The 21,708-nt window shown below is 65.0% G+C and carries 29 protein-coding genes; 4 read left to right on the forward strand and 25 right to left on the reverse strand.

Annotation, left to right across the window (positions count from 1 at the left end; translation table 11 throughout):
• Positions 1-74 precede the first annotated feature (74 nt).
• A complete protein-coding gene (locus ABL843_RS28830; RefSeq protein WP_418118217.1) occupies positions 75-626 on the reverse strand; it encodes a hypothetical protein in 552 nt (183 codons plus the stop codon).
• Positions 627-725: 99 nt separating this feature from the next.
• Here ABL843_RS28830 and ABL843_RS28835 point away from each other — a divergent pair, with 99 nt between their 5' ends.
• Positions 726-1,223 carry a TlpA disulfide reductase family protein gene (locus ABL843_RS28835; protein ID WP_126025400.1) on the forward strand — a complete coding sequence of 166 codons (498 nt, stop codon included), beginning with the start codon at positions 726-728 and terminating at the stop codon, positions 1,221-1,223.
• A gap of 73 nt (positions 1,224-1,296) precedes the next feature.
• On the opposite strand, the gene ABL843_RS28840 is transcribed toward ABL843_RS28835, so the two are convergent.
• Positions 1,297-1,743, reverse strand: coding sequence for a c-type cytochrome (locus ABL843_RS28840; RefSeq protein WP_418118218.1), 447 nt, complete (start codon positions 1,741-1,743; stop codon positions 1,297-1,299).
• Positions 1,744-1,905: 162 nt separating this feature from the next.
• Between ABL843_RS28840 and ABL843_RS28845 the strand changes: the two genes are divergently transcribed.
• Positions 1,906-2,616 carry a cytochrome b/b6 domain-containing protein gene (locus ABL843_RS28845; protein ID WP_369660555.1) on the forward strand — a complete coding sequence of 237 codons (711 nt, stop codon included), beginning with the start codon at positions 1,906-1,908 and terminating at the stop codon, positions 2,614-2,616.
• Positions 2,613-3,200, forward strand: a complete 588-nt coding sequence (locus tag ABL843_RS28850; protein WP_126025403.1) for a GNAT family N-acetyltransferase — start codon at positions 2,613-2,615, stop codon at positions 3,198-3,200. The genes ABL843_RS28845 and ABL843_RS28850 overlap by 4 nt, the downstream gene beginning before the upstream one ends.
• A 10-nt stretch (positions 3,201-3,210) precedes the next feature.
• Here the strand turns inward: ABL843_RS28850 and ABL843_RS28855 are convergent, their stop codons facing one another.
• The 23 genes from ABL843_RS28855 to ABL843_RS28965 all read right to left on the reverse strand — a co-directional run bounded on the left by ABL843_RS28855 (position 3,211) and on the right by ABL843_RS28965 (position 20,331).
• Positions 3,211-3,717 carry a peroxiredoxin gene (locus ABL843_RS28855; protein ID WP_126025404.1) on the reverse strand — a complete coding sequence of 169 codons (507 nt, stop codon included), beginning with the start codon at positions 3,715-3,717 and terminating at the stop codon, positions 3,211-3,213.
• 83 nt (positions 3,718-3,800) lie between these two features.
• Complete coding sequence (gene rpsQ, locus ABL843_RS28860; protein WP_015867662.1) at positions 3,801-4,070, reverse strand: 30S ribosomal protein S17; 270 nt, start codon at positions 4,068-4,070, stop codon at positions 3,801-3,803.
• A gap of 9 nt (positions 4,071-4,079) precedes the next feature.
• Positions 4,080-4,289 (reverse strand): 50S ribosomal protein L29, encoded by a 210-nt coding sequence (rpmC, locus tag ABL843_RS28865; RefSeq protein ID WP_026346743.1) that lies wholly within the window; start codon positions 4,287-4,289, stop codon positions 4,080-4,082.
• 55 nt (positions 4,290-4,344) lie between these two features.
• Positions 4,345-4,761, reverse strand: a complete 417-nt coding sequence (gene rplP, locus ABL843_RS28870; RefSeq protein ID WP_007838137.1) for a 50S ribosomal protein L16 — start codon at positions 4,759-4,761, stop codon at positions 4,345-4,347.
• A gap of 52 nt (positions 4,762-4,813) precedes the next feature.
• On the reverse strand, positions 4,814-5,728 hold the full coding sequence (gene rpsC / locus ABL843_RS28875; RefSeq protein ID WP_126025405.1) for a 30S ribosomal protein S3: 915 nt from the start codon (positions 5,726-5,728) through the stop codon (positions 4,814-4,816).
• Between the two features lie 13 nt (positions 5,729-5,741).
• Positions 5,742-6,074, reverse strand: a complete 333-nt coding sequence (gene rplV / locus ABL843_RS28880; protein WP_019657678.1) for a 50S ribosomal protein L22 — start codon at positions 6,072-6,074, stop codon at positions 5,742-5,744.
• A gap of 9 nt (positions 6,075-6,083) precedes the next feature.
• Positions 6,084-6,362, reverse strand: coding sequence for a 30S ribosomal protein S19 (gene rpsS, locus ABL843_RS28885; RefSeq protein ID WP_007838132.1), 279 nt, complete (start codon positions 6,360-6,362; stop codon positions 6,084-6,086).
• Positions 6,363-6,372: 10 nt separating this feature from the next.
• Positions 6,373-7,197: a 50S ribosomal protein L2 gene (rplB, locus tag ABL843_RS28890; protein ID WP_126025406.1), complete on the reverse strand. Its 825-nt coding sequence runs from the start codon at positions 7,195-7,197 to the stop codon at positions 6,373-6,375.
• A 2-nt stretch (positions 7,198-7,199) separates the two neighbouring features.
• Positions 7,200-7,535, reverse strand: coding sequence for a 50S ribosomal protein L23 (gene rplW, locus ABL843_RS28895; RefSeq protein WP_126025407.1), 336 nt, complete (start codon positions 7,533-7,535; stop codon positions 7,200-7,202).
• Positions 7,532-8,152, reverse strand: a complete 621-nt coding sequence (gene rplD / locus ABL843_RS28900; RefSeq protein WP_019657681.1) for a 50S ribosomal protein L4 — start codon at positions 8,150-8,152, stop codon at positions 7,532-7,534. The genes rplW and rplD overlap by 4 nt, the downstream gene beginning before the upstream one ends.
• Positions 8,152-8,832, reverse strand: a complete 681-nt coding sequence (gene rplC / locus ABL843_RS28905; protein WP_126025408.1) for a 50S ribosomal protein L3 — start codon at positions 8,830-8,832, stop codon at positions 8,152-8,154. Before rplC ends, rplD begins: the two co-directional genes overlap by 1 nt.
• 235 nt (positions 8,833-9,067) lie before the next feature.
• A complete protein-coding gene (locus ABL843_RS28910; protein ID WP_418118219.1) occupies positions 9,068-9,613 on the reverse strand; it encodes a hypothetical protein in 546 nt (181 codons plus the stop codon).
• 21 nt (positions 9,614-9,634) lie between these two features.
• Positions 9,635-11,032, reverse strand: a complete 1,398-nt coding sequence (locus ABL843_RS28915) for a hypothetical protein (RefSeq protein ID WP_418118220.1) — start codon at positions 11,030-11,032, stop codon at positions 9,635-9,637.
• 341 nt (positions 11,033-11,373) lie between these two features.
• Entirely contained in the window at positions 11,374-11,688 is a 315-nt protein-coding gene (rpsJ, locus tag ABL843_RS28920) for a 30S ribosomal protein S10 (RefSeq protein ID WP_007838118.1), read from the reverse strand.
• A 25-nt stretch (positions 11,689-11,713) separates the two neighbouring features.
• Positions 11,714-12,907, reverse strand: coding sequence for an elongation factor Tu (gene tuf, locus ABL843_RS28925; protein ID WP_093210122.1), 1,194 nt, complete (start codon positions 12,905-12,907; stop codon positions 11,714-11,716).
• Positions 12,908-13,049: 142 nt separating this feature from the next.
• Positions 13,050-15,149: an elongation factor G gene (gene fusA, locus ABL843_RS28930; protein ID WP_126025518.1), complete on the reverse strand. Its 2,100-nt coding sequence runs from the start codon at positions 15,147-15,149 to the stop codon at positions 13,050-13,052.
• A 95-nt stretch (positions 15,150-15,244) separates the two neighbouring features.
• Positions 15,245-15,718 (reverse strand): 30S ribosomal protein S7, encoded by a 474-nt coding sequence (gene rpsG / locus ABL843_RS28935; RefSeq protein WP_007829591.1) that lies wholly within the window; start codon positions 15,716-15,718, stop codon positions 15,245-15,247.
• 152 nt (positions 15,719-15,870) lie between these two features.
• Positions 15,871-16,248: a 30S ribosomal protein S12 gene (rpsL, locus tag ABL843_RS28940; protein WP_013543948.1), complete on the reverse strand. Its 378-nt coding sequence runs from the start codon at positions 16,246-16,248 to the stop codon at positions 15,871-15,873.
• A 212-nt stretch (positions 16,249-16,460) separates the two neighbouring features.
• On the reverse strand, positions 16,461-17,630 hold the full coding sequence (locus tag ABL843_RS28945; protein WP_418118221.1) for a D-alanyl-D-alanine carboxypeptidase family protein: 1,170 nt from the start codon (positions 17,628-17,630) through the stop codon (positions 16,461-16,463).
• 40 nt (positions 17,631-17,670) lie between these two features.
• Positions 17,671-18,303 carry an alpha/beta hydrolase gene (locus ABL843_RS28950; RefSeq protein WP_418118222.1) on the reverse strand — a complete coding sequence of 211 codons (633 nt, stop codon included), beginning with the start codon at positions 18,301-18,303 and terminating at the stop codon, positions 17,671-17,673.
• A 35-nt stretch (positions 18,304-18,338) separates the two neighbouring features.
• Positions 18,339-18,692, reverse strand: coding sequence for a (2Fe-2S) ferredoxin domain-containing protein (locus tag ABL843_RS28955; protein WP_126025515.1), 354 nt, complete (start codon positions 18,690-18,692; stop codon positions 18,339-18,341).
• Positions 18,693-18,751: 59 nt separating this feature from the next.
• Positions 18,752-19,891, reverse strand: coding sequence for a VanZ family protein (locus ABL843_RS28960; RefSeq protein WP_418118224.1), 1,140 nt, complete (start codon positions 19,889-19,891; stop codon positions 18,752-18,754).
• Positions 19,892-19,902: 11 nt separating this feature from the next.
• Complete coding sequence (locus ABL843_RS28965; protein WP_176664998.1) at positions 19,903-20,331, reverse strand: CopD family protein; 429 nt, start codon at positions 20,329-20,331, stop codon at positions 19,903-19,905.
• 344 nt (positions 20,332-20,675) lie between these two features.
• On the opposite strand from ABL843_RS28965, the gene hemB reads away from it, so the two are divergent.
• Entirely contained in the window at positions 20,676-21,689 is a 1,014-nt protein-coding gene (gene hemB / locus ABL843_RS28970) for a porphobilinogen synthase (RefSeq protein ID WP_418118225.1), read from the forward strand.
• Positions 21,690-21,708 lie beyond the last annotated feature (19 nt).

The raw sequence follows: 21,708 nt of genomic DNA on the forward strand, positions 1-21,708 counted from the left end.
CCGGAAAACGGACAGGACCGTGCGGACGGTCTGGCCACAGCAGCTATCGGAACCATAGCGGGCGAGCCCGCCGCTCATGGAAGCCTGAGGCCCTCGAAGAAGGTCTTCGACGCCTCGGCCGAGGAAGGCTGGCCGAGCACCGTGGCCTGGTAGAGCGCCACCGAACCGTCTTTCTGCGACTGGGCGAACCAGAGCACCTGCAGGGGCGTGGCCGTACCTTTTTGCGGCGGCTGTGTTTCCAGGCGCAGCGGCGCAGGTACTGCCGTTGCGCGCAGCACGCTGGCGGCGGATTCCGTCACCTGCGCCTCGCCAAGTTGCCCGCGCGTGGCGGTGTGCCAGGCGCGCAGCCAGGCTTCGGCCTGCTCGGGGCCGTTCGCGGAGGCATGCGCGATGGCGAATGTCGCGCCGCCGGCTTCGCAGCCCGTCATGTCGACCTGCACCGATTCGGTGCCCAGCGGCAGCGCGCGGGTCGCGCGGTCGGCCTTGCAGGGCAGCATCGCGACCAGGCCAGCCCCGGCGATCGGCACCTCGCGCCAGTTGAAGGCGGGGCTGCAGGCTGCGAGCAGGACTGCCGCGGCCAGCACTGTGAGCCTGGAGCGGGGAATGGCGGGGGACGGCGACGGCATGGGGCAGCGATTATCGAACCGCGCACGCCGGTCGGGATGTCGCCAGCACGATCGGGCACGCGGAACTAAAATCGCGCCGCCCTTCTCTTGCACCAAGCCATGAAAAAATACCTCGCCGCAGCAGCTGTCGTCGTCGCATTGGCCACCGGCGTGGGCGTGTACCTCGGCTCCGGCGCCACTGCCGCTCCCGCCTCCACCTTCGTGCTGCTGGACGGCTCGCAGAAGAGCACGGCGGACCTGAAGGGCAAGGTCACCCTGGTCAACTTCTGGGCCACCAGCTGCGTGACCTGCGTGGGCGAGATGCCCAAGGTCATCGCCACCTACGACAAGTACAAGGCCCAGGGCTACGACACGCTGGCGGTGGCCATGAGCTACGACCCGCCGAGCTACGTCGTCAATTTCGCCCAGACACGCAAGCTGCCGTTCAAGGTGGCGATCGACAACACCGGCAGCGTGGCGCAGGCCTGGGGCGACGTGAAGCTCACGCCGACCACCTATCTGGTCAACAAGCGCGGCGAGATCGTGAAGCGCTATGTGGGCGAGCCGGACTTCGCCGAGCTGCACAAGCTCATCGAAAAACTCCTGGCCGAAGCCTGAGCTCTCGCCAGCCCTAACGAAAAAGGCGCCCCGAAAGGGCGCCTTTTGCTTTTGTCCTGTCGCGATCCGCTGCTTACTGCGCGCGGAAGCTGTCGTGGCAGGCCTTGCAGCTCGCGGCGGTCGGGCCGAACTGGGCCTTGAGGGCATCGAGATTGCCGGCCTTGGCGGCGGTCACCAGCTTGCCGGTTTCCTCGACCAGCTTCTGCTGGCGTTCCTTGAACTTGGCGTCTTCCTTCCAGATGTCGGGCTTGGCCTTGCCGCCCTCGGCACCGGCGGAGAAGCCTGCCCAGGGCAGCTTCGCCATGTCGGCGACCACTTCGGCATTGGCCGCGGCGGCGGCTGCGTCGTAAGGCGCGCGGCCGTTGGCCATGGCGCCGAGGCGGCCGAAGTGCTGGCTCATCACGAACAGCGAGCTCTGGCGGTACTTGATGGCGTCTTCGGGCTTGGCGAACTGGGCGGCCGCGGGAAGGGACATGGCCGCGCAGGCGGCTGCGACGGCCAGGGAGGCGAATCGTTTCATGGGTGATCCTCGTGTGGGGAAAAAACGCCATCGTGCGCGGCGCTGCGGGCGAGTGTAGGGGCGGGCCGTACCGGCCGCATAGCAACAACCCGAAGCGGCCTGGGGCCCGGACTTTGCTAATCTGCGCCTTCCGCAGCACCGCGCCCCCCAGCGCCTTCCTCGATGACCGACACCTCCGTGGCCGCCTTTCGCGCGGCCTCCGGCCCCGGCGCCCGCACCCGGGTCTGGGACCTGCCGACGCGCCTTTTCCACTGGGCGCTGGCCATCGCCGTCGTCGGCATGATCGGCACCGGCCTGAACGGGGCCATGGAGTGGCACTTCCGCATCGGCTACACGGTCCTGGCGCTGCTGCTTTTCAGGCTGCTCTGGGGCTTCATGGGTGGACGCTGGTCGCGCTTCGGGGCTTTCGTCTACGGGCCGGGCTCGCTGGCGGCCTACCTGCGCGGCCGGGCGCATCCGGACCACCTGATCGGGCACACGCCGCTGGGCGCGCTGTCGGTGTTCGCGGTGCTGGCCATCCTGGTGCTGCAAGTCGCTACCGGGCTGATGGCGGACGACGAGATCTCGGCCTCGGGGCCGCTCACCCGCTTCGTCTCCGGCGAAATCGTTGGCATGGCCACCGGCTGGCACAAGGCGCAGGGCAAGTGGATCGTGATCGCCCTTGCGAGCCTGCATGTGCTGGCCGTGCTGTTCTACGTGCTCATCAAGCGGCACCGCCTGGTGCGGCCGATGGTATCGGGCGACAAGCTGGTCCCTTCCGAAAGCGGCCAGGTGGCGCCCAGCCGCGACGATGCGGCCTCGCGCTGGCTGGCGCTGGGGCTGTTCGCGCTGTGCGCGGGCGTGGCCTGGTGGATTTCCTCGTTGCGCGTATGAGCTTCTCTGTTTCACGCCCCCTGCCGCTGTCGGCCATGCCGGCGGTGGTGCTGCTCACCCCCGAAGAGGCCCACGAGATCGAGGCGACACGCACGATCTTCCGTGACTACGCGGCTTCGCTGGGCATCGACCTGGATTTCCAGGATTTCGACGGCGAACTGGCGCAGTTGCCCGGCGAATACGCCGAGCCGCGAGGCACGCTGCTGCTTGCGCTGGTCGATCCGGCGAACGTCAAGGAAGACGCCGGACGCCGGGCTCCGACGCTGCAGCGCGCCGACGGCACGCTGGCCCATGTGGCGGGGTGCTGCGCGCTGCGTCCGCTGGACAACGCGGACTACGCGAACGCGGCGGAAATGAAGCGCCTGTACGTGCGCCCCGGCTTCCGCGGCCTCGGGCTGGGCCGCCAGCTGGCCGAGGCGATCCTCGATGCCGCACGCAGCGCGGGTTACGGCTGCGTGCTGCTGGACACCCTCGACGACATGGAATCGGCCCGGGCGCTCTACGAAGACCTGGGTTTCGTGGAGGTACCGCCCTACTATCACAACCCCGTCGCCGGGGCTCACTACTTGAAAGTAGATCTCTGACCCGCCGGCCTCAGCCGCGGGCCTGGGCCAGCAGCGTGCCGGCGTCGCTCACTTCGAACTTGCCCGGTGCCTCGACGTTCAGCGTCGCGACCTTGCCGTCCTTCACCAGCATCGAGTAGCGGTTGCTGCGCAGGCCCATGCCGCGCCCGGTCAGGTCGAGCGTGAGGCCGGTGGCCTTCGCGAAGTCGGCGCTGCCGTCGGCCAGCATGCGAACCTTGGCGCCGGTCTTCTGGTCGCGCGCCCAGGCGCCCATCACGAAGGCGTCGTTCACGCTGACGCACCAGATCTCGTCCACGCCAGCGGCCTTGAAGTCGTCGAAGTGCTGAACATAGCCCGGCACGTGCTTGGCCGAACAGGTGGGGGTGAAGGCGCCGGGCAGCGCGAACAGCGCGATGGTCTTGCCAGCCGTCGCCTTGGCCACGTCCACGGGGTTCGGGCCGATGCTGCAGCCTTCGCCCTCGACTTCGGAGTATTCCTGCAGGGTGGCCGAGGGAAGGGTGTCGCCGACTTTGATCATTGAATGTGCTCCTGAAAAAGAAAAACGGCCCACATTGTGGGCCGTTTCCGGATCGGATGCCCCTGGGGGACTCCAATGATTGATCAGACCAGGACGGCCTTCTCGACCAGACGGGTCACGACCCAGTTCTTGGTCTTCGAGATCGGACGGCTTTCCGTGATCTCGATGGTGTCGCCCAGCTTGTACTCGCCCTTTTCGTCATGGGCGTGGTACTTGCTCGTCTTGGCCACGATCTTGCCGTAGAGCTCGTGCTTCACGCGACGCTCGACCAGCACCGTCACGGTCTTCGCGCGCTTGTCGCTGACCACCTTGCCGATCAAGGTGCGCTTGAGGGATTTTTTAGCTTCCGTCATGTTCACTCCTTACTTGGCGGCTTGGGCTTCTTGCTGCTTCTGGGCAAGAATGGTCTTGGCGCGCGCGATGTCGCGGCGGGTCACGCGCAGCGTCGAGGTGTTCGACAGCTGTTGCGTGGCCTTCTGCATGCGCAGGCCGAAGTGGGCCTTCTGCAGATCCTTGATTTCGGCTTGCAGGCCTGCGACGTCCTTCGTGCGCAGGGTTGCGGCCTTCGTCACCTTGGCCGGAGCCGCGGTTTCCTTCTTCTTACGTGTTGCCATGGATGTTCTCCTCTCAGGCGCCGAGCTGGCGAGCGACGAACGTCGTGCGCAGCGGCAGCTTGGCGGCAGCCAGGCGGAACGCTTCGCGGGCGAGCTCTTCGGGCACGCCGACGATCTCGAACACGATCTTGCCGGGCTGGATTTCGGCGACGTAGTACTCGGGGTTGCCCTTGCCGTTACCCATCCGCACTTCTGCGGGCTTGGTCGAGATCGGCTTGTCGGGGAACACGCGGATCCAGATACGGCCACCGCGCTTCACGTGACGCGAAATCGCGCGGCGAGCGGCTTCGATCTGGCGCGCCGTCAGGCGGCCGCGGTCGGTGCATTTGAGACCGAAGTCACCGAACGCAACCGAGTTACCCGTGGTTGCGATGCCGGTGTTGCGGCCCTTTTGTTCCTTGCGGAACTTTCTGCGTGCAGGTTGCAGCATGTTTTGTTACTCCGTGAGGGCCCCAGGCGCTTGCGCGCCCGGGAGCGACCGATTACTCGGCCTTGGCACCGTCCGCTGCTGCAGCGGGCGCGGCTTTGCGGACGCGCTTAACGGCGGGTTTCGAGTCTGCACCGGCACCGCCGGTTGCTTCTGCGGGCTTGTCGCTGCCATCGGCCGGAGCGGTGTTGCCACCGATCGGGCCGCGGGCACCGGCGCGCGGGCCGGGGCCACGGCGGTCGCTGCCCGGACGGTCGCCACCGGGGCGGCCATCGCGGCGGGGACCACGCGGGCGACGTTCTTCTTCAGGACGCGGCGTCTCGACGGCGGGCAGGTCGTTGCGACCCAGTGTGTCGCCCTTGTAGACCCACACCTTCACGCCGATGACGCCGTAGGTCGTCTTGGCTTCGGAGGTGCCGTAGTCGATGTCGGCGCGCAGGGTGTGCAGCGGCACGCGGCCTTCGCGATACCACTCGGTACGAGCGATTTCGATGCCGTTCAGGCGGCCAGCCGACATGATCTTGATGCCCAGGGCACCCAGACGCATGGCGTTCTGCATGGCGCGCTTCATGGCGCGGCGGAACATGATCCGCTTCTCGAGCTGCTGCGTGATGCTGTCGGCGATCAGCTGCGCATCGATTTCGGGCTTGCGCACTTCTTCGATGTTGACCGCAACCGGCACACCGAGCTGCTTGCCCAGTTCGCGCTTGAGGTTCTCGATGTCTTCGCCCTTCTTGCCGATCACGACGCCCGGACGAGCCGAGAAGATCGTGATGCGTGCGTTCTTGGCGGGACGCTCGATCATGACGCGCGAGACCGAAGCGTTCTTCAGCTTCTTCTTCAGGTACTCGCGAACCTTGATGTCTTCGGCCAGCATGCCCGCGAAATCGCGGTCGCTTGCGTACCAGCGGCTGGACCAATTACGGGTAACCGCCAGGCGGAAGCCGGTTGGGTGGATTTTCTGTCCCATATTTCTTCCAGGCTTAGTTGCCAACCGTCACGTACACATGGCACGTGGGCTTGCTGATGCGATTGCCGCGACCCTTGGCGCGCGCCGTGAAGCGCTTGAGCGTGGCGCCTTGCTCGACGTAGATGGTCTTGACCTTCAGTTCGTCGATGTCGGCACCGTCGTTGTGCTCGGCGTTGGCGATAGCCGATTCGAGCACCTTCTTCACGATCACAGCGGCCTTCTTCTGCGTGAATTGCAGGATGTTGAGCGCTTGATCGACCTTCTTGCCGCGGATGAGGTCAGCGACCAGACGGCCCTTGTCGACCGACAGGCGGACACCGCGGAGGACTGCACGTGTTTCAGACATGGTCGTTCCTTACTTCTTCTGGACTTTCTTGTCCGCGGGGTGCCCCTTGAACGTGCGGGTGAGCGCAAATTCGCCGAGCTTGTGGCCGACCATCTGGTCGGTGATGTACACAGGCACGTGTTGCTTGCCGTTGTGCACGGCGATGGTCAGGCCGATGAACTCGGGCAGAACCATCGAGCGGCGCGACCAGGTCTTGATCGGCTTCTTGTCCTTGGTCGTCACGGCCTTGTCGGCCTTGGCCACGAGGTGGTGGTCGACGAACGGACCCTTCTTGAGAGAGCGAGTCATTGGCTATCCCTTACTTCTTGCGACGCGACACGATGAATACCTGCGTGCGCTTGTTGTTGCGGGTCCGATAACCCTTGGTCAGATTGCCCCACGGGTCGACCGGATGACGGCCTTCGCCGGTACGGCCTTCACCACCACCGTGCGGGTGGTCGATCGGGTTCATCACCACGCCGCGGACGGTCGGGCGGATACCCATGTGACGCTTCACACCGGCCTTGCCGAGCTGGCGCAGGCTGTGCTCTTCGTTCGCCACTTCACCGATGGTCGCGCGGCACTCGATGTGAATGCGGCGGACTTCGCCCGAACGCATGCGGACCTGGGCGTAGACGCCTTCACGGGCCAGCAGCGTGGCCGAGGTACCGGCCGAGCGGGCGATCTGCGCGCCCTTGCCGGGCTGCAGTTCGATGCAGTGGATCGTCGAACCCACCGGAATGTTGCGGATCGGCAGGGTGTTGCCGGCGCGGATCGGGGCTTCGGCGCCCGACAGCAGCGTTGCACCGGCTTCCAGACCGCGCGGGGCGATGATGTAGCGGCGCTCGCCATCGGCGTAGCAGACCAGAGCGATGTGGGCGGTACGGTTCGGGTCGTATTCGATGCGTTCGACCTTGGCCGGGATGCCGTCCTTGTTGCGCACGAAGTCGACGACGCGGTAGTGGTGCTTGGCACCGCCGCCACGATGACGGATCGTGATGTGGCCGTTGTTGTTGCGGCCGGCCTTCTGGAACTGGGGTTCCAGCAGGGGGGCGTGAGGAGCACCCTTGAACAGGTGGTCACGCGAGATCTTCACCGCGCCGCGTTGGCCCGGCGAAGTGGGTTTCATCTTGATGACGGCCATGATTAAGCGCCTTCCCCGACGAGGTTGAGCTCTTGACCGGCCTTCAGGGTCACATAGGCCTTGCGAACGTTGTCGCGGCGGCCGACGGACTTGCCGAAGCGCTTGGTCTTGCCCTTGGTGTTGAGCACCGACACGCCCTTGACTTCGACCTTGAACATCAGTTCGACGGCGGCCTTGATTTCGGGCTTGGTGGCGTCTTGCAACACCTTGAAAGTGACAGCGTTCGACTTCTCGCCGACCATCGTGGCCTTTTCGGACACGATCGGGGCGACCAGCACCGACATCAGTCGGCCTTCGTCGAACGTACGTTCAGCGGCGGTGGGGTTCACGCGGCTCATGCGAACATCTCCTTGAGCTTGTCGACGGCACCCTTGGTGACCAGCACCTTCTTGTAGTGAACCAGCGACACCGGGTCGGCGTAACGGGGTTCGACCACGAGAACGTTGACCAGATTGCGCGAGGCAAGGTACAGGTTTTCGTCGACTTCTTCGGCGATCACGAGCACGGACTCGAGATTCATCGCCTTGAAACGGGCTGCCAGCGGCTTGGTCTTGGGCGAGTCGACCTTGATCGAGTCGACCACGGCCAGACGGCCTTCGCGAGCGAGCTGCGAGAAGATGGACGCCATGCCGGCGCGGTACATCTTCTTGTTGATCTTCTGCGAGAAGTTTTCGTCAGGCATGTTCGGGAAGATCCGGCCGCCCCCGCGCCACAGCGGCGAGGAAGTCATACCGGCACGGGCGCGGCCCGTTCCCTTTTGCTTGAAAGGCTTCTTGGTCGAGTGCTTGACCTGCTCGCGGTCCTTCTGGGCGCGAGTGCCTTGGCGTGCGTTGGCCTGGAACGCAACGACGATCTGGTGGACCAGGTCTTCGTTGTAGTCACGGCCGAACACGGTCTCGGGGGCGTCGTACTTCGACGCGGCCTGGCCTTGTTCGTTCAGGAGTTCGAGTTCCATTACTTCGCTCCTTGGGCAGCCTGCGGCTTGGCCTTGATGGCGGGACGCACGGTGACGAAGCCACCCTTGGCACCCGGAATCGCGCCCTTGATGAGCAGCAGTTGACGTGCTTCGTCGATACGGAAGACGTCGAGGTTTTGCGTGGTGCGGGTGACGTCGCCGAGGTGGCCCGTCATGCGCTTGCCGGGGAACACGCGACCGGGGTCTTGCGCCATACCGATCGAGCCGGGCACGTTGTGCGAACGGCTGTTACCGTGCGACGCGCGCTGCGAGCTCATGTTGTGACGCTTGATCGTGCCAGCGTAGCCCTTGCCGATGGAAGTGCCCTGCACGTCCACCTTCTGGCCCACGGAGAAGACGCTTGCCACCGGGATCACGCCGCCAGCCTTGTGCTGACCAGCGGTATCGGCGGTAACGCGGAATTCCTGGATGATCTCACCGGCTTCGACACCCGCCTTGGCGAGGTGGCCGGCTTCGGGCTTGGTCACGCGCGATGCCTTGCGCGAACCGAACGTCACCTGCAGGGCGACGTAGCCATCGTTCTCTTGGGACTTGATCTGGGTCACGCGGTTGTTGGACACATCCACCACCGTGACGGGAACTGCGTCCCCGTCATCGGTGAAGAGACGCATCATCCCCACCTTGCGGCCCAGCAACCCGAGGGAGTTGCTCAGACTCATTTGTTTTCTCCAAAAATGGAAGCTTCCTTCGCCGCTGCCACTTCAATTGGCGACAGCGTTTGTCGGGCTTCCCCGAACTGCGGAAGAAGGTTGATAAATCTCTGCTCGCATAGCGCCCATGCGGGCGCAACAAGGGCAGAGCCAGCGATTATAGCCCGCGCTGCGGGCCTGGTGCAAGTGCCGCCATTGCGGCGCTTTCAGGCCTCGGAGGCCTGTTTTCGGGGCGTTTTCGAGCCTATTTCGGCTCTTTGGCCGGCATCGAGATGATCTTCTCGCCCTCCGCCGACGATTTCATCTCGCCCGCAGCCTTCATGGCGGGCGCAGCGGCCCCGGTCTGGATGGGGATGGCGACGATGCTCATGGCACCGTTCTGCGTGACGAAGACGTTCAGGTAGGCAAGGCCTTCCCGGTCGACGGTGACACGCGCGGTGGCCGTAGTACTCTGGCCTGCCGGCAAGGCAAGGCTGCTGCTCGTCGCCAGGGAAAGGCCCGCATCGGTCGTCAAACGTGCGGTAGCGCCGGCAGGATCGCTCACGCCATCGAACTGGAGAACGACGGCGACAGAGCGCCCGACCTGCGCCTCGCCCTCGACCCTGTACTGGATCGCCACGCCGGAATCATTGGGCTTGCGAGCCGCAGCCGTCATGGGTGCTGCATTGCGGGAAGCGGCGGCCTGACTGGCCGCGCGCTGCCCGGGGGCACCGTCTGCGCACGCCGAGGCGGCAGCGAGCGCCAGAAGTGCAGCGGCGGTGGCAATCATCGGACTGGAACGGAGGTTCATGGTGGACTTCCTCGCTGCTGCTTATTGGATCAGCACGCCGAAGCAGGTGTTTGCGCCGGAGTTGTTGACATCATTGACGACCAGAACATGGTCGCCGGCCGACAGGTTGACCGAATTGGTGTTCCGGCTCACCACCCCGCCCCTGTAGATCACGAAATTGGGGCTGGCGCCCGCAGGCGGGGTGATCGCGAACTGGTAGCTGCGGCTCGCGGGTGCCGTGAAGCGCAGGTAGGAGAAGCTGCCGAGCTTGTTTCCGTCGCGCTGGGGATCTTCTGCGTTCGTCACGCAAGCCGAGGTGCTCGCACCGACCGTCGCCTGGTTGTACATCGGCAACACGTAGTTCACGGTCGGCGACCCGCCACCGTTGGTTTCCTGCGTGCCGTAGGCATCGTTGGAGGCGGCGTTGATGCTCTGGCCCGCCAGCAGCGTCGCCAAAGCCGGAGCATTGCCCGACGCCACCACGTTGAAAGCAGCAGTGAACGGGTGAATCGAGGTAACCGGCGCGCCGCCCCTGAACAGCGCGCTCGTCATCGTGTCGTGGATCGGCTTGAACCCGACCTGCTGGTTCAGGTTCCAGAAGATCGACTGGATCGAGGATTCGCGGAACCAGCCCGGATTGGTCGTCGGCCCTCTCGTCAGATCGAGATTGCCGCCCTGCGCCTGGCCGGGCCCGCCCGAATCGACATAGTTGCTGCGCCCCAGCGCAATTCCCGACCAGCCGTTGCCCCACCCTTCGGAGAAGGCCAGCCGGCGATCGACGCGCTCGCTCGTGGAGTGCGCGCCGCCAGTCGAGTCGTCGCGGCTGAAGGAGGCCTGGTAATAGTGGCCCCACTCGTGGGCAATCACCGGCGCATCGAATTCGTCGGTATCCACGTTCTCCTTGCCGAGCACGTAGATCTCGGCGCCCGAACTCCTGCCCACGAAGAAGGTGGTGCCGATCTGCCCCAGCGCGATGCTGCCGCCGGAGTTGGTGTTGTTGACGCTCCAGAACACCTTCAGCGAAGGGAATGCCGTCGCCGGAGCGGCCGTCATCACCTTCTGCATCGCGGTATAGACCGTGTCCATGATGGCGAACGGCCCCGACACGCGCTGACCGGTGTAGCTCGACCCGCCCCAGCCGCTGGCGGCGCGCAGGTCACGGGTGAGCGCAGCGCTGCCCGTGGAGAACACCGAGGACTGCATGGAATAGATCGCGCTCGACTGCGTGTTGTCCCGGACGGTGACGTCCCAGGTCGGGAGCGCGCCGGTACGGGTCAGCTGGGCCCGCACACGCACGATGACGTTCGTGTTGCCCTGGACATTCACCGAATAGGCCCCGTTCTCGTCGGTGGCCGTCGTGGCAAGCTGGTTGCCGCTGGCGGCATCGAGCACTTCGACAAAAGCACCGCGCACCGGTTTGACCGTGGTGTCGGCGTACACGAGGCGGCCGCTGGGGTTGGGCACCGACTCGTAGGTGGCCGTACCGCTCAGCGCAACCGGTGTCGTCGGGATCAAAGGGAGCAAGGGGATGCCACCGCCGCCCCCTCCTCCTCCGCCACCGCAAGCAGTCAGAAGCGCTGCCGCGACACAGGCAACCAGGCCCGACGAAAAAGAGATGCGTTGTCCCATAGTTGTGCTGCCCTCGCTTCAGCTACCCGACACCTCGGAAATTGGCGGGCGTCGGCACGGGAGGATGCCACATTCGTGAGACATAAAGCACAAAACCCGCCTGCATTTCTGCAGGCGGGTTTTGCAGCACTTGCGGCGCGAAGCCGAATGGATTACTGCAGCTTGATTTCGACGTCCACGCCAGCCGGCAGGTCGAGCTTCATCAGCGCGTCCACGGTCTTGTCGGTCGGGTCGACGATGTCCATCAGGCGCTGGTGCGTACGGATTTCCAGCTGGTCGCGCGACGTCTTGTTGACGTGCGGCGAACGCAGGATGTCGAAGCGCTTCATGCGGGTCGGCAGGGGCACGGGGCCCTTGACGATCGCGCCGGTGCGCTTTGCGGTGTCCACGATTTCAGCGGCCGACTGGTCGATCAGCTTGTAGTCGAATGCCTTCAGGCGGATGCGGATCTTTTGCTTGGTAGCCATGGTGATTCCTTTGCTCCCGTCTTGATTACAGGTCGAGGATCTTCGCCACGACGCCCGAACCCACGGTGCGGCCGCCTTCGCGGATGGCGAAGCGCAGGCCTTCCTCCATGGCGATCGGAGCGATCAGCTTCACGGTGATGCTGACGTTGTCGCCGGGCATGACCATTTCCTTGTCCTTGGGCAGCTCGATCGCGCCGGTCACGTCCGTCGTGCGGAAGTAGAACTGCGGACGGTAGTTGTTGAAGAACGGCGTGTGACGGCCGCCTTCGTCCTTCGACAGAACGTACACCTCGGCGGTGAAGTGCGTGTGCGGCTTGATCGAGCCGGGCTTGCACAGCACCTGGCCGCGCTCGACTTCTTCGCGCTTCGTGCCGCGCAGCAGCACGCCCACGTTGTCGCCGGCTTGACCCTGGTCCAGCAGCTTGCGGAACATTTCCACGCCGGTGCAGGTGGTCTTGACCGTCGGGCGGATGCCCACGATTTCGATTTCTTCACCGACCTTGATCACGCCGCGCTCGACGGCGCCGGTCACCACCGTGCCGCGACCCGAGATCGAGAACACGTCTTCCACGGGCATCAGGAACGTGCCGTCCACGGCGCGCTCGGGCGTCGGGATGTACGTGTCCAGGGCTTCGGCCAGCTTCATGATCGAGCCTTCGCCGAGTTCGCCCTTGTCGCCTTCCAGGGCCAGCTTGGCCGAGCCGTGGATGATGGGGGTGTCGTCGCCGGGGAATTCGTACTTGTCGAGGAGTTCGCGGACTTCCATCTCGACCAGCTCGAGCAGTTCCTTGTCGTCGACCATGTCGCACTTGTTCAGGAACACGATGATGTAGCCCACGCCCACCTGGCGAGCCAGCAGGATGTGTTCACGGGTCTGGGGCATCGGGCCGTCGGCGGCCGAGCACACCAGGATCGCGCCGTCCATCTGGGCGGCGCCGGTGATCATGTTCTTCACGTAGTCGGCGTGGCCGGGGCAGTCGACGTGTGCGTAGTGGCGGTTGGCCGTTTCGTACTCGACGTGCGCGGTGTTGATCGTGATGCCGCGTGCCTTTTCTTCAGGCGCAGCGTCGATCTGGTCGTAGGCCTTGGCTTCGCCGCCGAACTTCGACGACAGCACCGTTGCGATCGCAGCCGTCAGCGTGGTCTTGCCGTGGTCGACGTGACCGATCGTGCCCACATTCACGTGCGGCTTGGTGCGGGTGAATTTACCTTTTGCCATTTTTCAATCCTTGAAAGAGCAGTCCCGTGTATTGGTTTTATGTCTGCATCCGGTTGCTGGTTCGCCCCGCACGGGAACAGGGCGGCACCGGATCGCAGACAAGAAGGGCCATGCACTGCATGACCCGACGTTCTTGAAAAGCTTACTTGGCGCGAGCGGCCACGATGGCTTCGGCAACGTTGCGCGGAGCTTCGGCATAGTGCTTGAACTCCATCGTGTACGTTGCACGGCCTTGCGACATCGAGCGCAGCGTGGTCGAGTAGCCGAACATTTCCGACAGCGGCACTTCTGCCTTGATGGCCTTGCCGCCACCGACCATGTCGTCCATGCCCTGCACCATGCCGCGGCGGGACGACAGGTCGCCCATCACGTTGCCGGCGTAGTCTTCGGGCGTTTCCACTTCCACGGCCATCATCGGCTCGAGGATCACGGGGTTGGCCTTGCGGGCACCTTCCTTGAAGCCGAAGATCGCGGCCATCTTGAACGCCATTTCGTTCGAGTCCACGTCGTGGTACGAACCGAAGTGCAGCGTGACCTTGACGTCCACGACGGGGTAGCCCGCCAGCACGCCCTGGCCCAGCGCTTCCACGATGCCCTTCTCGACCGCGGGGATGTATTCGCGAGGAACCACACCGCCCTTGATGGCGTCGACGAACTCGAAGCCCTTGCCGGCTTCCTGGGGTTCGATCTTCAGCACCACGTGGCCGTACTGGCCCTTGCCGCCCGACTGGCGAACGAACTTGCCTTCGGCTTCCTCGACGGTCTTGCGGATCGTTTCGCGGTAGGCCACCTGCGGCTTGCCCACGTTGGCTTCCACGCCGAATTCGCGCTTCATGCGGTCCACGATGATTTCGAGGTGGAGCTCGCCCATGCCGCCGATGATGGTCTGGCCGGATTCTTCGTCGGTGTTGACGCGGAACGAGGGGTCTTCCTGCGCCAGGCGGCCCAGTGCGATACCCATCTTTTCCTGGTCGGCCTTGCTCTTCGGCTCCACGGCCTGGCGGATCACCGGCTCGGGGAAGTGCATGCGCTCGAGGGTCACGACGGCTTCCGGATCGCACAGCGTCTCGCCGGTGGTCACGTCCTTCAGGCCCACGCAGGCGGCGATGTCGCCGGCGCGGATTTCGCTGACTTCTTCACGGTTGTTGGCGTGCATCTGCACGATACGGCCGATACGTTCCTTCTTGCCGCGCACCGGGTTGTAGACGCTGTCGCCCTTCGAGAGCACGCCCGAGTAGACGCGCACGAAGGTCAGCTGGCCCACGAACGGGTCGGTCATCAGCTTGAATGCCAGGGCCGAGAACTTCTCGTTGTCGTCCGCCTTGCGGGTCGTGGGCGTTTCGTCTTCCGACACGCCAGCCACCGGCGGGATGTCCAGCGGCGAGGGCATGTACTCGACGACAGCGTCGAGCATGGCCTGCACGCCCTTGTTCTTGAAGGCCGAGCCGCACAGCATCGGCTGGATTTCGCCTGCGATGGTGCGCTGGCGCAGAGCCTTCTTGATCTCTTCCTCGCTCAGCTCGCCGCCTTCGAGGTACTTGTTCATCAGGTCTTCGCTGGCTTCGGCAGCCGCTTCGACGAGCTTTTCGCGGTATTCGTTGCAGACGTCGACCAGGTTGGCGGGAATGTCGCCGTACTGGAAGGTCACGCCCTTGTCCTCGTCCCAGATGATCGCCTTCATCTTCACGAGGTCGACGATGCCCTGGAAGTGCTCCTCGGCGCCGATCGGGATCTGGATCACGACGGGGTTGGCCTTAAGGCGGTCGATCATCATCTGACGAACGCGCAGGAAGTCGGCACCGGTACGGTCCATCTTGTTGACGAACGCGAGACGCGGAACCTTGTACTTGTTGGCCTGACGCCAGACGGTTTCCGACTGGGGCTGCACGCCGCCGACGGCGTCGTACACCATCACGGCGCCGTCCAGCACGCGCATCGAGCGCTCGACTTCAATGGTGAAGTCCACGTGGCCGGGGGTGTCGATGATGTTGATGCGGTGTTCGTCGAACTTGCCGGCCATGCCCTTCCAGAAGCAGGTGGTGGCAGCCGAGGTGATGGTGATGCCGCGCTCTTGCTCTTGCTCCATCCAGTCCATCGTGGCGGCGCCGTCGTGCACTTCACCGATCTTGTGGTTCACACCGGTGTAGAACAGGATGCGTTCGGTCGTCGTGGTCTTGCCAGCGTCGATGTGCGCGGAGATGCCGATGTTGCGGTAGCGCTCGATGGGGGTCTTGCGGGACATGATTTACTTTCGGGTTAAATGCGTTGAGCGCTGGGCCTCGAGAACGGGCCTTGCACCCGTCACCCGACACCCAACGCCCAAGCGAAGTTTGGTTTTTAGAAGCGGAAGTGGCTGAATGCGCGATTGGCTTCTGCCATGCGGTGCACTTCGTCGCGCTTCTTCATTGCGCCGCCACGGCCTTCCGTGGCTTCCATCAGTTCGTTGGCCAGACGCAGGGCCATCGACTTCTCGCCGCGCTTGCGGGCGGCTTCCTTGATCCAGCGCATCGACAGGGCGAGGCGACGGACGGGGCGGACTTCAACCGGCACCTGGTAGTTCGCACCGCCGACGCGGCGCGACTTCACTTCGACCATCGGCTTCACGTTGTTGATGGCAACGGTGAACGCTTCGAGGGGGTCCTTGTCCGGGTTCTTCTTCTCGATGAAGTCGAGCGCGCCGTAGATGATGCGCTCGGCAACAGCCTTCTTGCCGCCTTCCATGATCACGTTCATGAATTTGGACAGCTCGACATTGCCGTACTTGGGATCCGGCAGGATTTCACGTTTGGGGACTTCGCGACGACGTGGCATTTTTCTAACCTCTTTGCTTCAGTTGGCACCGTTTCCGGCACCGCGAGAGCCAGTCAGGACTCTCACTTACTCGACCCGACAGTGGGTCACTTCGTTCGATGTACCCGCCAAGGTAACCGAACACCGTTTGTTTTTGACGACAGGAAGACCTATCAGGCCTTCTTGGGACGCTTCGCGCCGTACTTGGAACGCGACTGCTTGCGGTCTTTCACGCCTTGCAGGTCGAGCGAACCGCGAACGATGTGGTAGCGAACACCGGGCAAGTCCTTCACACGACCGCCGCGGACCAGCACGACGCTGTGTTCCTGGAGGTTGTGGCCTTCGCCGCCGATGTAGGAAATGACTTCGAAGCCGTTGGTCAGGCGGACCTTGGCGACTTTACGCAGAGCCGAGTTCGGCTTCTTCGGCGTCGTGGTGTAGACGCGGGTGCAGACGCCGCGACGTTGCGGCGAGTTCTGCATGGCAGGGCTCTTCGAATTGATCTTTTCGACCGTTCGACCCTGACGCACCAGTTGATTGATGGTTGGCATGAATTAAAAAGTCCCCAAAACGAGAAACGCCCGGCCCTGGCTGTGAAGCCACCCTTGTCGTGACTCAAGGAGGCCGGGAATGACGAAAACGTGAAACCCTTCGGAAAATTCCGAAAAGCCCACGAGTATAGCAAAGGAGCCCCGAAACGGCAAAGTCGGCTGCCGCGGATGCCCGCCAGCAGCCCTTGCTTGGCTCTTTTCCCTCCCCTGGCTTACTTGATCCAGAGGCGCAGGGCGTCCCAGGCGCGGCCGAACACGCCGGCCTGCTCGACCGGCTCCAGGGCCACCAGCGGCACGTCGGCCAGGGGCTGGTCGTCCAGCGTGACCTTGAGCGAGCCGACCGCCTGGTATTTGGTGAACGGCGCCACGAGCGGGTCGGGGCGCGACACCTGGGTCTTGATCTTGTTGGCCGAGCCCGTCGGCACGGCCACCACGATCGGCTCGGGGCGACCCAGCTTCAGGACGTTGGCCTTGCCCTTCCACACCGCCGGCGTGGCCGCCGGCTGGCCGCCGTCGAACAGGCGGACGGCGTCATAGGCCGTGTAGCCCCAGTTCAGAAGCTTCTGCGACTCGTTGGCGCGCACGGTCTCGCCCGTGGTGCCCAGCACGATCGACAGCAGGCGGCGTCCGCCCGTCAGGTTGGGAAAGTCGCGCTTTGCGGTGGCGATCATGCAGTAGCCGGCCGCTTCGGTATGGCCGGTCTTCAGGCCGTCGACGGTCGGATCGCGGAACAGCAGCAGGTTGCGGTTGGTGTCGTTGGTCGAGGGGGTGCCCGGGTAGCGGTACTTCTTGATGGCGTAGTACTTGGCTTCCTCGGGAAAATCGCGCACCAGGCGGGTCGCCAGGATGCTCAGGTCGCGGGCCGTGGTGGTGTGGCCGGGCGCCGTCAGGCCTTCGGGGTTCTTGTAGGTGGTGTTCTTCATGCCTAGCGCCTTGGCCTGGGCGTTCATCATTTCGACGAAATGCTCCACCGTGCCGCCCACGCCTTCGGCCAGCGCGACCGTGGCGTCGTTGCCCGACTGCACGATCAGCCCCTTGATCAGGTCTTCCACCGGCACCTGCATCTTGGGGTCGATGAACATGCGAGAGCCGGGCATCTTCCAGGCGCGGGGACTGACCGGCAGGGTCTGGGTCAGCGTGATCTTCTTGGCCCGCAGCGCGTCGAACACCACGTAGGCGGACATCAGCTTGGTGAGCGAGGCCGGCTCGACCGGGCTGTCGATGTCCTTCTGGGCCAGGATCTGGTTCGCGGTCACGTCCAGCAGCAGATAGCTGCGCGCGGCGATTTCAGGCGGCGCCGGCATCTGGGCGGCGGCGATCAGGCTGAAGGAGGCGGCGGCGGTAAAGACCAGCGTGCGGAGCACGCCAAGAAAACGGTTCATTGGGAGTTCGGAAAGAGACGAAAACAAGCCGAAGAGGCTTTCAAGCGATGTCCGCGCGCAGATGGCGGACGACCAGACCCTTGAGCAGCGGCAATTGTCCGTGAAAGAAATGACCGCCCCCGGGGATGACTGTGACAGGAAGTGACTGCGGCCGCGCCCAGTCCATCACGGCGGACAGCGCCACCGTGTCGTCGGCCTCGCCATGGACCACCAGCGTGCGCTCGTGCGCCTCCAAGGGCAGCGCCGCCACGTTGTTGCGCGCGGCGGCCGTGCCCACCAGCACGATCTGCCGGATCTCACGCCCGGCCCACAGCTTCGCGACGGCGCCGCTCGCGACGAAGGCGCCGAAGGAGAAGCCGGCGATCGCCACCGGTCCCTCGGGCGCGAGCTGGCCGACGACATTCAGCATGTCCTCCAGTTCGCCGCGCCCCTCGTCGTGCACGCCTTCGCTGGCACCCACGCCGCGGAAATTGAAGCGCACCGTGGTCCATCCGCTGGCGACGAAGGCACGCGCGAGCGTCTGCACCACCTTGTTGTCCATGGTGCCGCCGAACAGCGGATGCGGATGCGCGATGACCGCGATCCCGCGCGGGGTTCCGGCGGGCTGGTCGCGCTGCACCTCGATCGCGCCGGCGGCGCCCTGGAGGCTGATCTTTTCGGTCTGGGAATTCATTGGCGCAGGTACGAGCAGGGGGCCGGCGTAAAAGTTCAGCGTCCGACGTTCGGGGGCAGCAGCAGCCGCTCGACGACCTTGCCGTTCTTCAGGTGCGACTCGACGATCTCGTCGATGTCCTCGCTGTCGACGAAGGTGTACCAGACGGCCTCGGGGTACACCACGGCCACCGGCCCGCCCGCGCAGCGGTCGAGGCAGCCTGCCTTGTTGACGCGCACCTTGCCGGGCCCCGATAGCCCCTCCTCCTTGACCTTCGCCTTGCAGCGGTCGAAGCCTTCCTGAGCGTTGTGCATGGCGCAGGAGTCCTCGCCGTTCTTGCGCTCGTTCAGGCAGAAGAAGATGTGGCGGCCGTAGTAGCCGGACGGTGCGGCAGGGGTGGAGCTGGGCATCGGCGGATTTTAGTGACCACCCTCGCTACCCTCGCTCCGGCCGAGCAATCCGCACACACTCAGCTCGTCGGAGCCGCTCCGGACCGCCCGCGGCGCGACAGGGCCGCCACCACGTAGACCATCACCGCATAGGGCCACACCCAGCCCAGCCACTGCGCCAGCCCGTGGAAGCGGATGAAGCGCCCCTGCTCCCACGTGGCCAGCGTCTGCGCGAAGTACGCGCTCTCGGGAGCCTGGTTCAGCAGGCTCAGCTGCAGCACCAGCCCCATCAGCAGCAGCGCCGCGCACAGGCGGCGCGGCGCGAACAGCAGCAGCACGCCGGCGAAGAGCGCCGCCGCCATCCCGACCTGCACCGGCAGCCCCAGCCAGGCCCAGGCATGCTCGGGCCCGTAGCTCAGCGCCGCCGACAGCGCCGAGGCCGCAATGCCCGACAGCAGCGTCAGCGGCAGCAGCACCGCCCGCTGCACCACCGAGCGCGCCACCAGATAGCCCAGCAGGCAGGGCACCAGCGCGCCCAGCATCACGCACAGCAGCTCGACCGCCGGCACCAGCGGCTCGAGCTCGAACTGGCGCAGCGGCAGCCAGTCGATGAAGGGCGTGTCGAGCAGCCATTCGGAAATCGCAACCTCGAGCCGCTCGAACACCTGTCCCAGCCCGAAGGTGACGGCCGCCGGAAAGAGCAGCGCGAAGGGCCACAGCGCAAGCAGCACCAGCGCGCCGCGCGAATCCTCGGCGAACCACTGCGAGCGCGCGCGGCTCCAGTGCGCCACCGCACCCAGCCGCTCGAGCCCCGCCGCCAGCACGGCGCCGACGATCGCGCCCGCGGTGTTGAGCCCCAGGTCCACATTGGAAGGAATGCGCGCCGGCAGGTAGCTCTGCAGCGTCTCCATGGCGAAGGAAACCGCCGCTCCCGCCACGGTGGCGCGCAGCACCGCAGGCCATACCCCGGCGGCGCGCCCCGTGCGCAGCACCGCCAGGGCGCACAGGAAGCCGAAGGGCACGTAGCCCGCGACGTTGACCGCGAAGTCGAAGCCGGTCCAATATTTCGGCCAGGGCGCCGAGAGATACGCCCAGGGCGCGATTCCCTGGTCGCGCCAGTCGGTGAACGGATAAAGGCTGGCGTAGACGATCAGCGCCCCGTAGGCGAGCGCCAGCGGGAGCGCGGCTGACTTGTGCTGCGGCCGATCCACCGTGGGCATCGGTGCGCGGCTCAGAACGGCTTGACGACCACCAGGATCACGATGCCCAGCAGCAGCAGCACCGGAAGCTCGTTGAACCAGCGGAACCAGCGGTCGTTGCGCCGGTTCTCGCCGGCCGCGAAGCGGCGAAGCAGTACCGCGCAGCCGTGGTGGTAGCCGATCACCACCAGCACCAGCGCCAGCTTGGCGTGCATCCAGCCGTTGCCCGGGCCGCGCCCGATGCCATAGCCCAGCCAGAGCCACAGGCCGAAACCGATCGCGGGAACCGCCAGGAAGGTCGTGAACCTCAGGAGCTTGCGCGCCATGAGCAGCAGGCGCTCGCGCTCGGCCACCGATTCGGGCGGAACCATCGCCAGGTTCACGAAGATCCGCGGCAGGTAGAACAGCCCCGCGAACCAGCTTGCAATGAAGACGATGTGTAGAGATTTGACCCAGAGCATGGCGGCAGTTTAGTGGCGCCCTCTCCGCGGCAAAGCCCTGTTTTGGGGCAGCCTACTCGTACGACAGGCAAAAAAAAAGCCCGACGTCTTCACGTCGGGCTGGGAAGCCCTTTTGCTGTCACACATCAAGGCACCCGCTCAGGGAGGAAAAGCGGGGGGCGGCAAGCCGCCCGCGTCAGAATTTAACAAAGACGAAACAAGGTTTCAAGCGACTGCGCCACTTTCTTTGACATTTAAAGCAAAAAACTGAAAACCTTGGTTCTACTAATTTCCGTAGTTGTAGGACAACCGAACGCCCGTGCCGAGGAGTCGTAAACAGTCGCTTCAGGCACAATTTTGGATATATGACGTCATCATCTTCCCCCCTGGCCATGTTCCCCGCCGGGCGGCCGCGGCGCCTGCGCCGCGACGCTTTCACCCGCAACCTGGTGCGAGAGCACGCACTGACGGTCGACGATCTGATCTACCCGGTGTTCGTCCAGGAAGGCGAGAAGCGCCGTGATGCCGTCCCCTCGATGCCCGGCGTCGACCGCCTGAGCCTCGACCTGCTGCTGCCCGTGGCCGAGCAATGCGTGGCCGCCGGCATTCCGGTGATGGCGCTCTTCCCGGTGATCGACGCCAGCCTCAAGACGCCCGACGGCCGCGAGGCCTTCAATCCCGACGGGCTGATCCCCCGCGTGGTGGCCGCCCTGAAGGCGCGCTTTCCCGAACTGGGCGTGATGACCGACGTCGCCCTCGACCCCTACACCAGCCACGGCCAGGACGGCCTGCTCGACGACACCGGCTACATCCTCAACGACGCGACCGTCGAGGTGCTGGTGAAGCAGGCGCTCGCGCAGTCGCAAGCCGGCGTGGACATCGTGGCGCCCAGCGACATGATGGACGGCCGTATTGGCGCCATCCGCAACGCCCTCGAGGCCCGCGGCGACATCCACACCCGCATCATGGCCTACAGCGCCAAGTACGCCAGCGCCTTCTACGGCCCCTTCCGCGACGCGGTCGGCTCGGCCACCACGCTCGGCAAGAGCAACAAGAAGGTCTACCAGATGGACCCGGGCAATAGCGACGAGGCCCTGCGCGAAGTCGCCATCGACATCGCCGAGGGCGCCGACATGGTGATGGTGAAGCCCGGCATGCCCTACCTGGACATCGTGCGCCGTGTGAAGGACCAGTTTCGCGTGCCCACCTTCGCTTACCAGGTGAGCGGGGAGTACGCGATGCTCAAGGCCGCCGCCCAGAACGGCTGGCTCGACCACGACGCCGTGGTGCTCGAAAGCCTGCTGGCCTTCAAGCGCGCCGGCGCCGATGGCGTGCTGACCTATTTCGCGCTCGACGCCGCGCGCCTGCTGCAGAAGTAACGGCGCGCCGGCAACCGGG

This window comes from Variovorax sp. 350MFTsu5.1 (genome assembly GCF_048302515.1).
In the GTDB taxonomy this organism is placed as follows: domain Bacteria; phylum Pseudomonadota; class Gammaproteobacteria; order Burkholderiales; family Burkholderiaceae_C; genus Variovorax; species Variovorax guangxiensis.

Excerpts from the sequence above, each read along its gene's own strand:
- ABL843_RS28830 (WP_418118217.1), bottom strand. The coding sequence starts at position 626 with ATGCCGTCGCCGTCCCCCGCCATTCCCCGCTCCAGGCTCACAGTGCTG.
- ABL843_RS28835 (WP_126025400.1), top strand. The coding sequence starts at position 726 with ATGAAAAAATACCTCGCCGCAGCAGCTGTCGTCGTCGCATTGGCCACC.
- ABL843_RS28840 (WP_418118218.1), bottom strand. The coding sequence starts at position 1,743 with ATGAAACGATTCGCCTCCCTGGCCGTCGCAGCCGCCTGCGCGGCCATG.
- ABL843_RS28845 (WP_369660555.1), top strand. The coding sequence starts at position 1,906 with ATGACCGACACCTCCGTGGCCGCCTTTCGCGCGGCCTCCGGCCCCGGC.
- ABL843_RS28850 (WP_126025403.1), top strand. The coding sequence starts at position 2,613 with ATGAGCTTCTCTGTTTCACGCCCCCTGCCGCTGTCGGCCATGCCGGCG.
- ABL843_RS28855 (WP_126025404.1), bottom strand. The coding sequence starts at position 3,717 with ATGATCAAAGTCGGCGACACCCTTCCCTCGGCCACCCTGCAGGAATAC.
- rpsQ (WP_015867662.1), bottom strand. The coding sequence starts at position 4,070 with ATGACGGAAGCTAAAAAATCCCTCAAGCGCACCTTGATCGGCAAGGTG.
- rplP (WP_007838137.1), bottom strand. The coding sequence starts at position 4,761 with ATGCTGCAACCTGCACGCAGAAAGTTCCGCAAGGAACAAAAGGGCCGC.
- rpsC (WP_126025405.1), bottom strand. The coding sequence starts at position 5,728 with ATGGGACAGAAAATCCACCCAACCGGCTTCCGCCTGGCGGTTACCCGT.
- rplV (WP_019657678.1), bottom strand. The coding sequence starts at position 6,074 with ATGTCTGAAACACGTGCAGTCCTCCGCGGTGTCCGCCTGTCGGTCGAC.
- rpsS (WP_007838132.1), bottom strand. The coding sequence starts at position 6,362 with ATGACTCGCTCTCTCAAGAAGGGTCCGTTCGTCGACCACCACCTCGTG.
- rplB (WP_126025406.1), bottom strand. The coding sequence starts at position 7,197 with ATGGCCGTCATCAAGATGAAACCCACTTCGCCGGGCCAACGCGGCGCG.
- rplW (WP_126025407.1), bottom strand. The coding sequence starts at position 7,535 with ATGAGCCGCGTGAACCCCACCGCCGCTGAACGTACGTTCGACGAAGGC.
- rplD (WP_019657681.1), bottom strand. The coding sequence starts at position 8,152 with ATGGAACTCGAACTCCTGAACGAACAAGGCCAGGCCGCGTCGAAGTAC.
- rplC (WP_126025408.1), bottom strand. The coding sequence starts at position 8,832 with ATGAGTCTGAGCAACTCCCTCGGGTTGCTGGGCCGCAAGGTGGGGATG.
- ABL843_RS28910 (WP_418118219.1), bottom strand. The coding sequence starts at position 9,613 with ATGAACCTCCGTTCCAGTCCGATGATTGCCACCGCCGCTGCACTTCTG.
- rpsJ (WP_007838118.1), bottom strand. The coding sequence starts at position 11,688 with ATGGCTACCAAGCAAAAGATCCGCATCCGCCTGAAGGCATTCGACTAC.
- tuf (WP_093210122.1), bottom strand. The coding sequence starts at position 12,907 with ATGGCAAAAGGTAAATTCACCCGCACCAAGCCGCACGTGAATGTGGGC.
- fusA (WP_126025518.1), bottom strand. The coding sequence starts at position 15,149 with ATGTCCCGCAAGACCCCCATCGAGCGCTACCGCAACATCGGCATCTCC.
- rpsG (WP_007829591.1), bottom strand. The coding sequence starts at position 15,718 with ATGCCACGTCGTCGCGAAGTCCCCAAACGTGAAATCCTGCCGGATCCC.
- rpsL (WP_013543948.1), bottom strand. The coding sequence starts at position 16,248 with ATGCCAACCATCAATCAACTGGTGCGTCAGGGTCGAACGGTCGAAAAG.
- ABL843_RS28945 (WP_418118221.1), bottom strand. The coding sequence starts at position 17,630 with ATGAACCGTTTTCTTGGCGTGCTCCGCACGCTGGTCTTTACCGCCGCC.
- ABL843_RS28950 (WP_418118222.1), bottom strand. The coding sequence starts at position 18,303 with ATGAATTCCCAGACCGAAAAGATCAGCCTCCAGGGCGCCGCCGGCGCG.
- ABL843_RS28955 (WP_126025515.1), bottom strand. The coding sequence starts at position 18,692 with ATGCCCAGCTCCACCCCTGCCGCACCGTCCGGCTACTACGGCCGCCAC.
- ABL843_RS28960 (WP_418118224.1), bottom strand. The coding sequence starts at position 19,891 with ATGCCCACGGTGGATCGGCCGCAGCACAAGTCAGCCGCGCTCCCGCTG.
- ABL843_RS28965 (WP_176664998.1), bottom strand. The coding sequence starts at position 20,331 with ATGCTCTGGGTCAAATCTCTACACATCGTCTTCATTGCAAGCTGGTTC.
- hemB (WP_418118225.1), top strand. The coding sequence starts at position 20,676 with ATGACGTCATCATCTTCCCCCCTGGCCATGTTCCCCGCCGGGCGGCCG.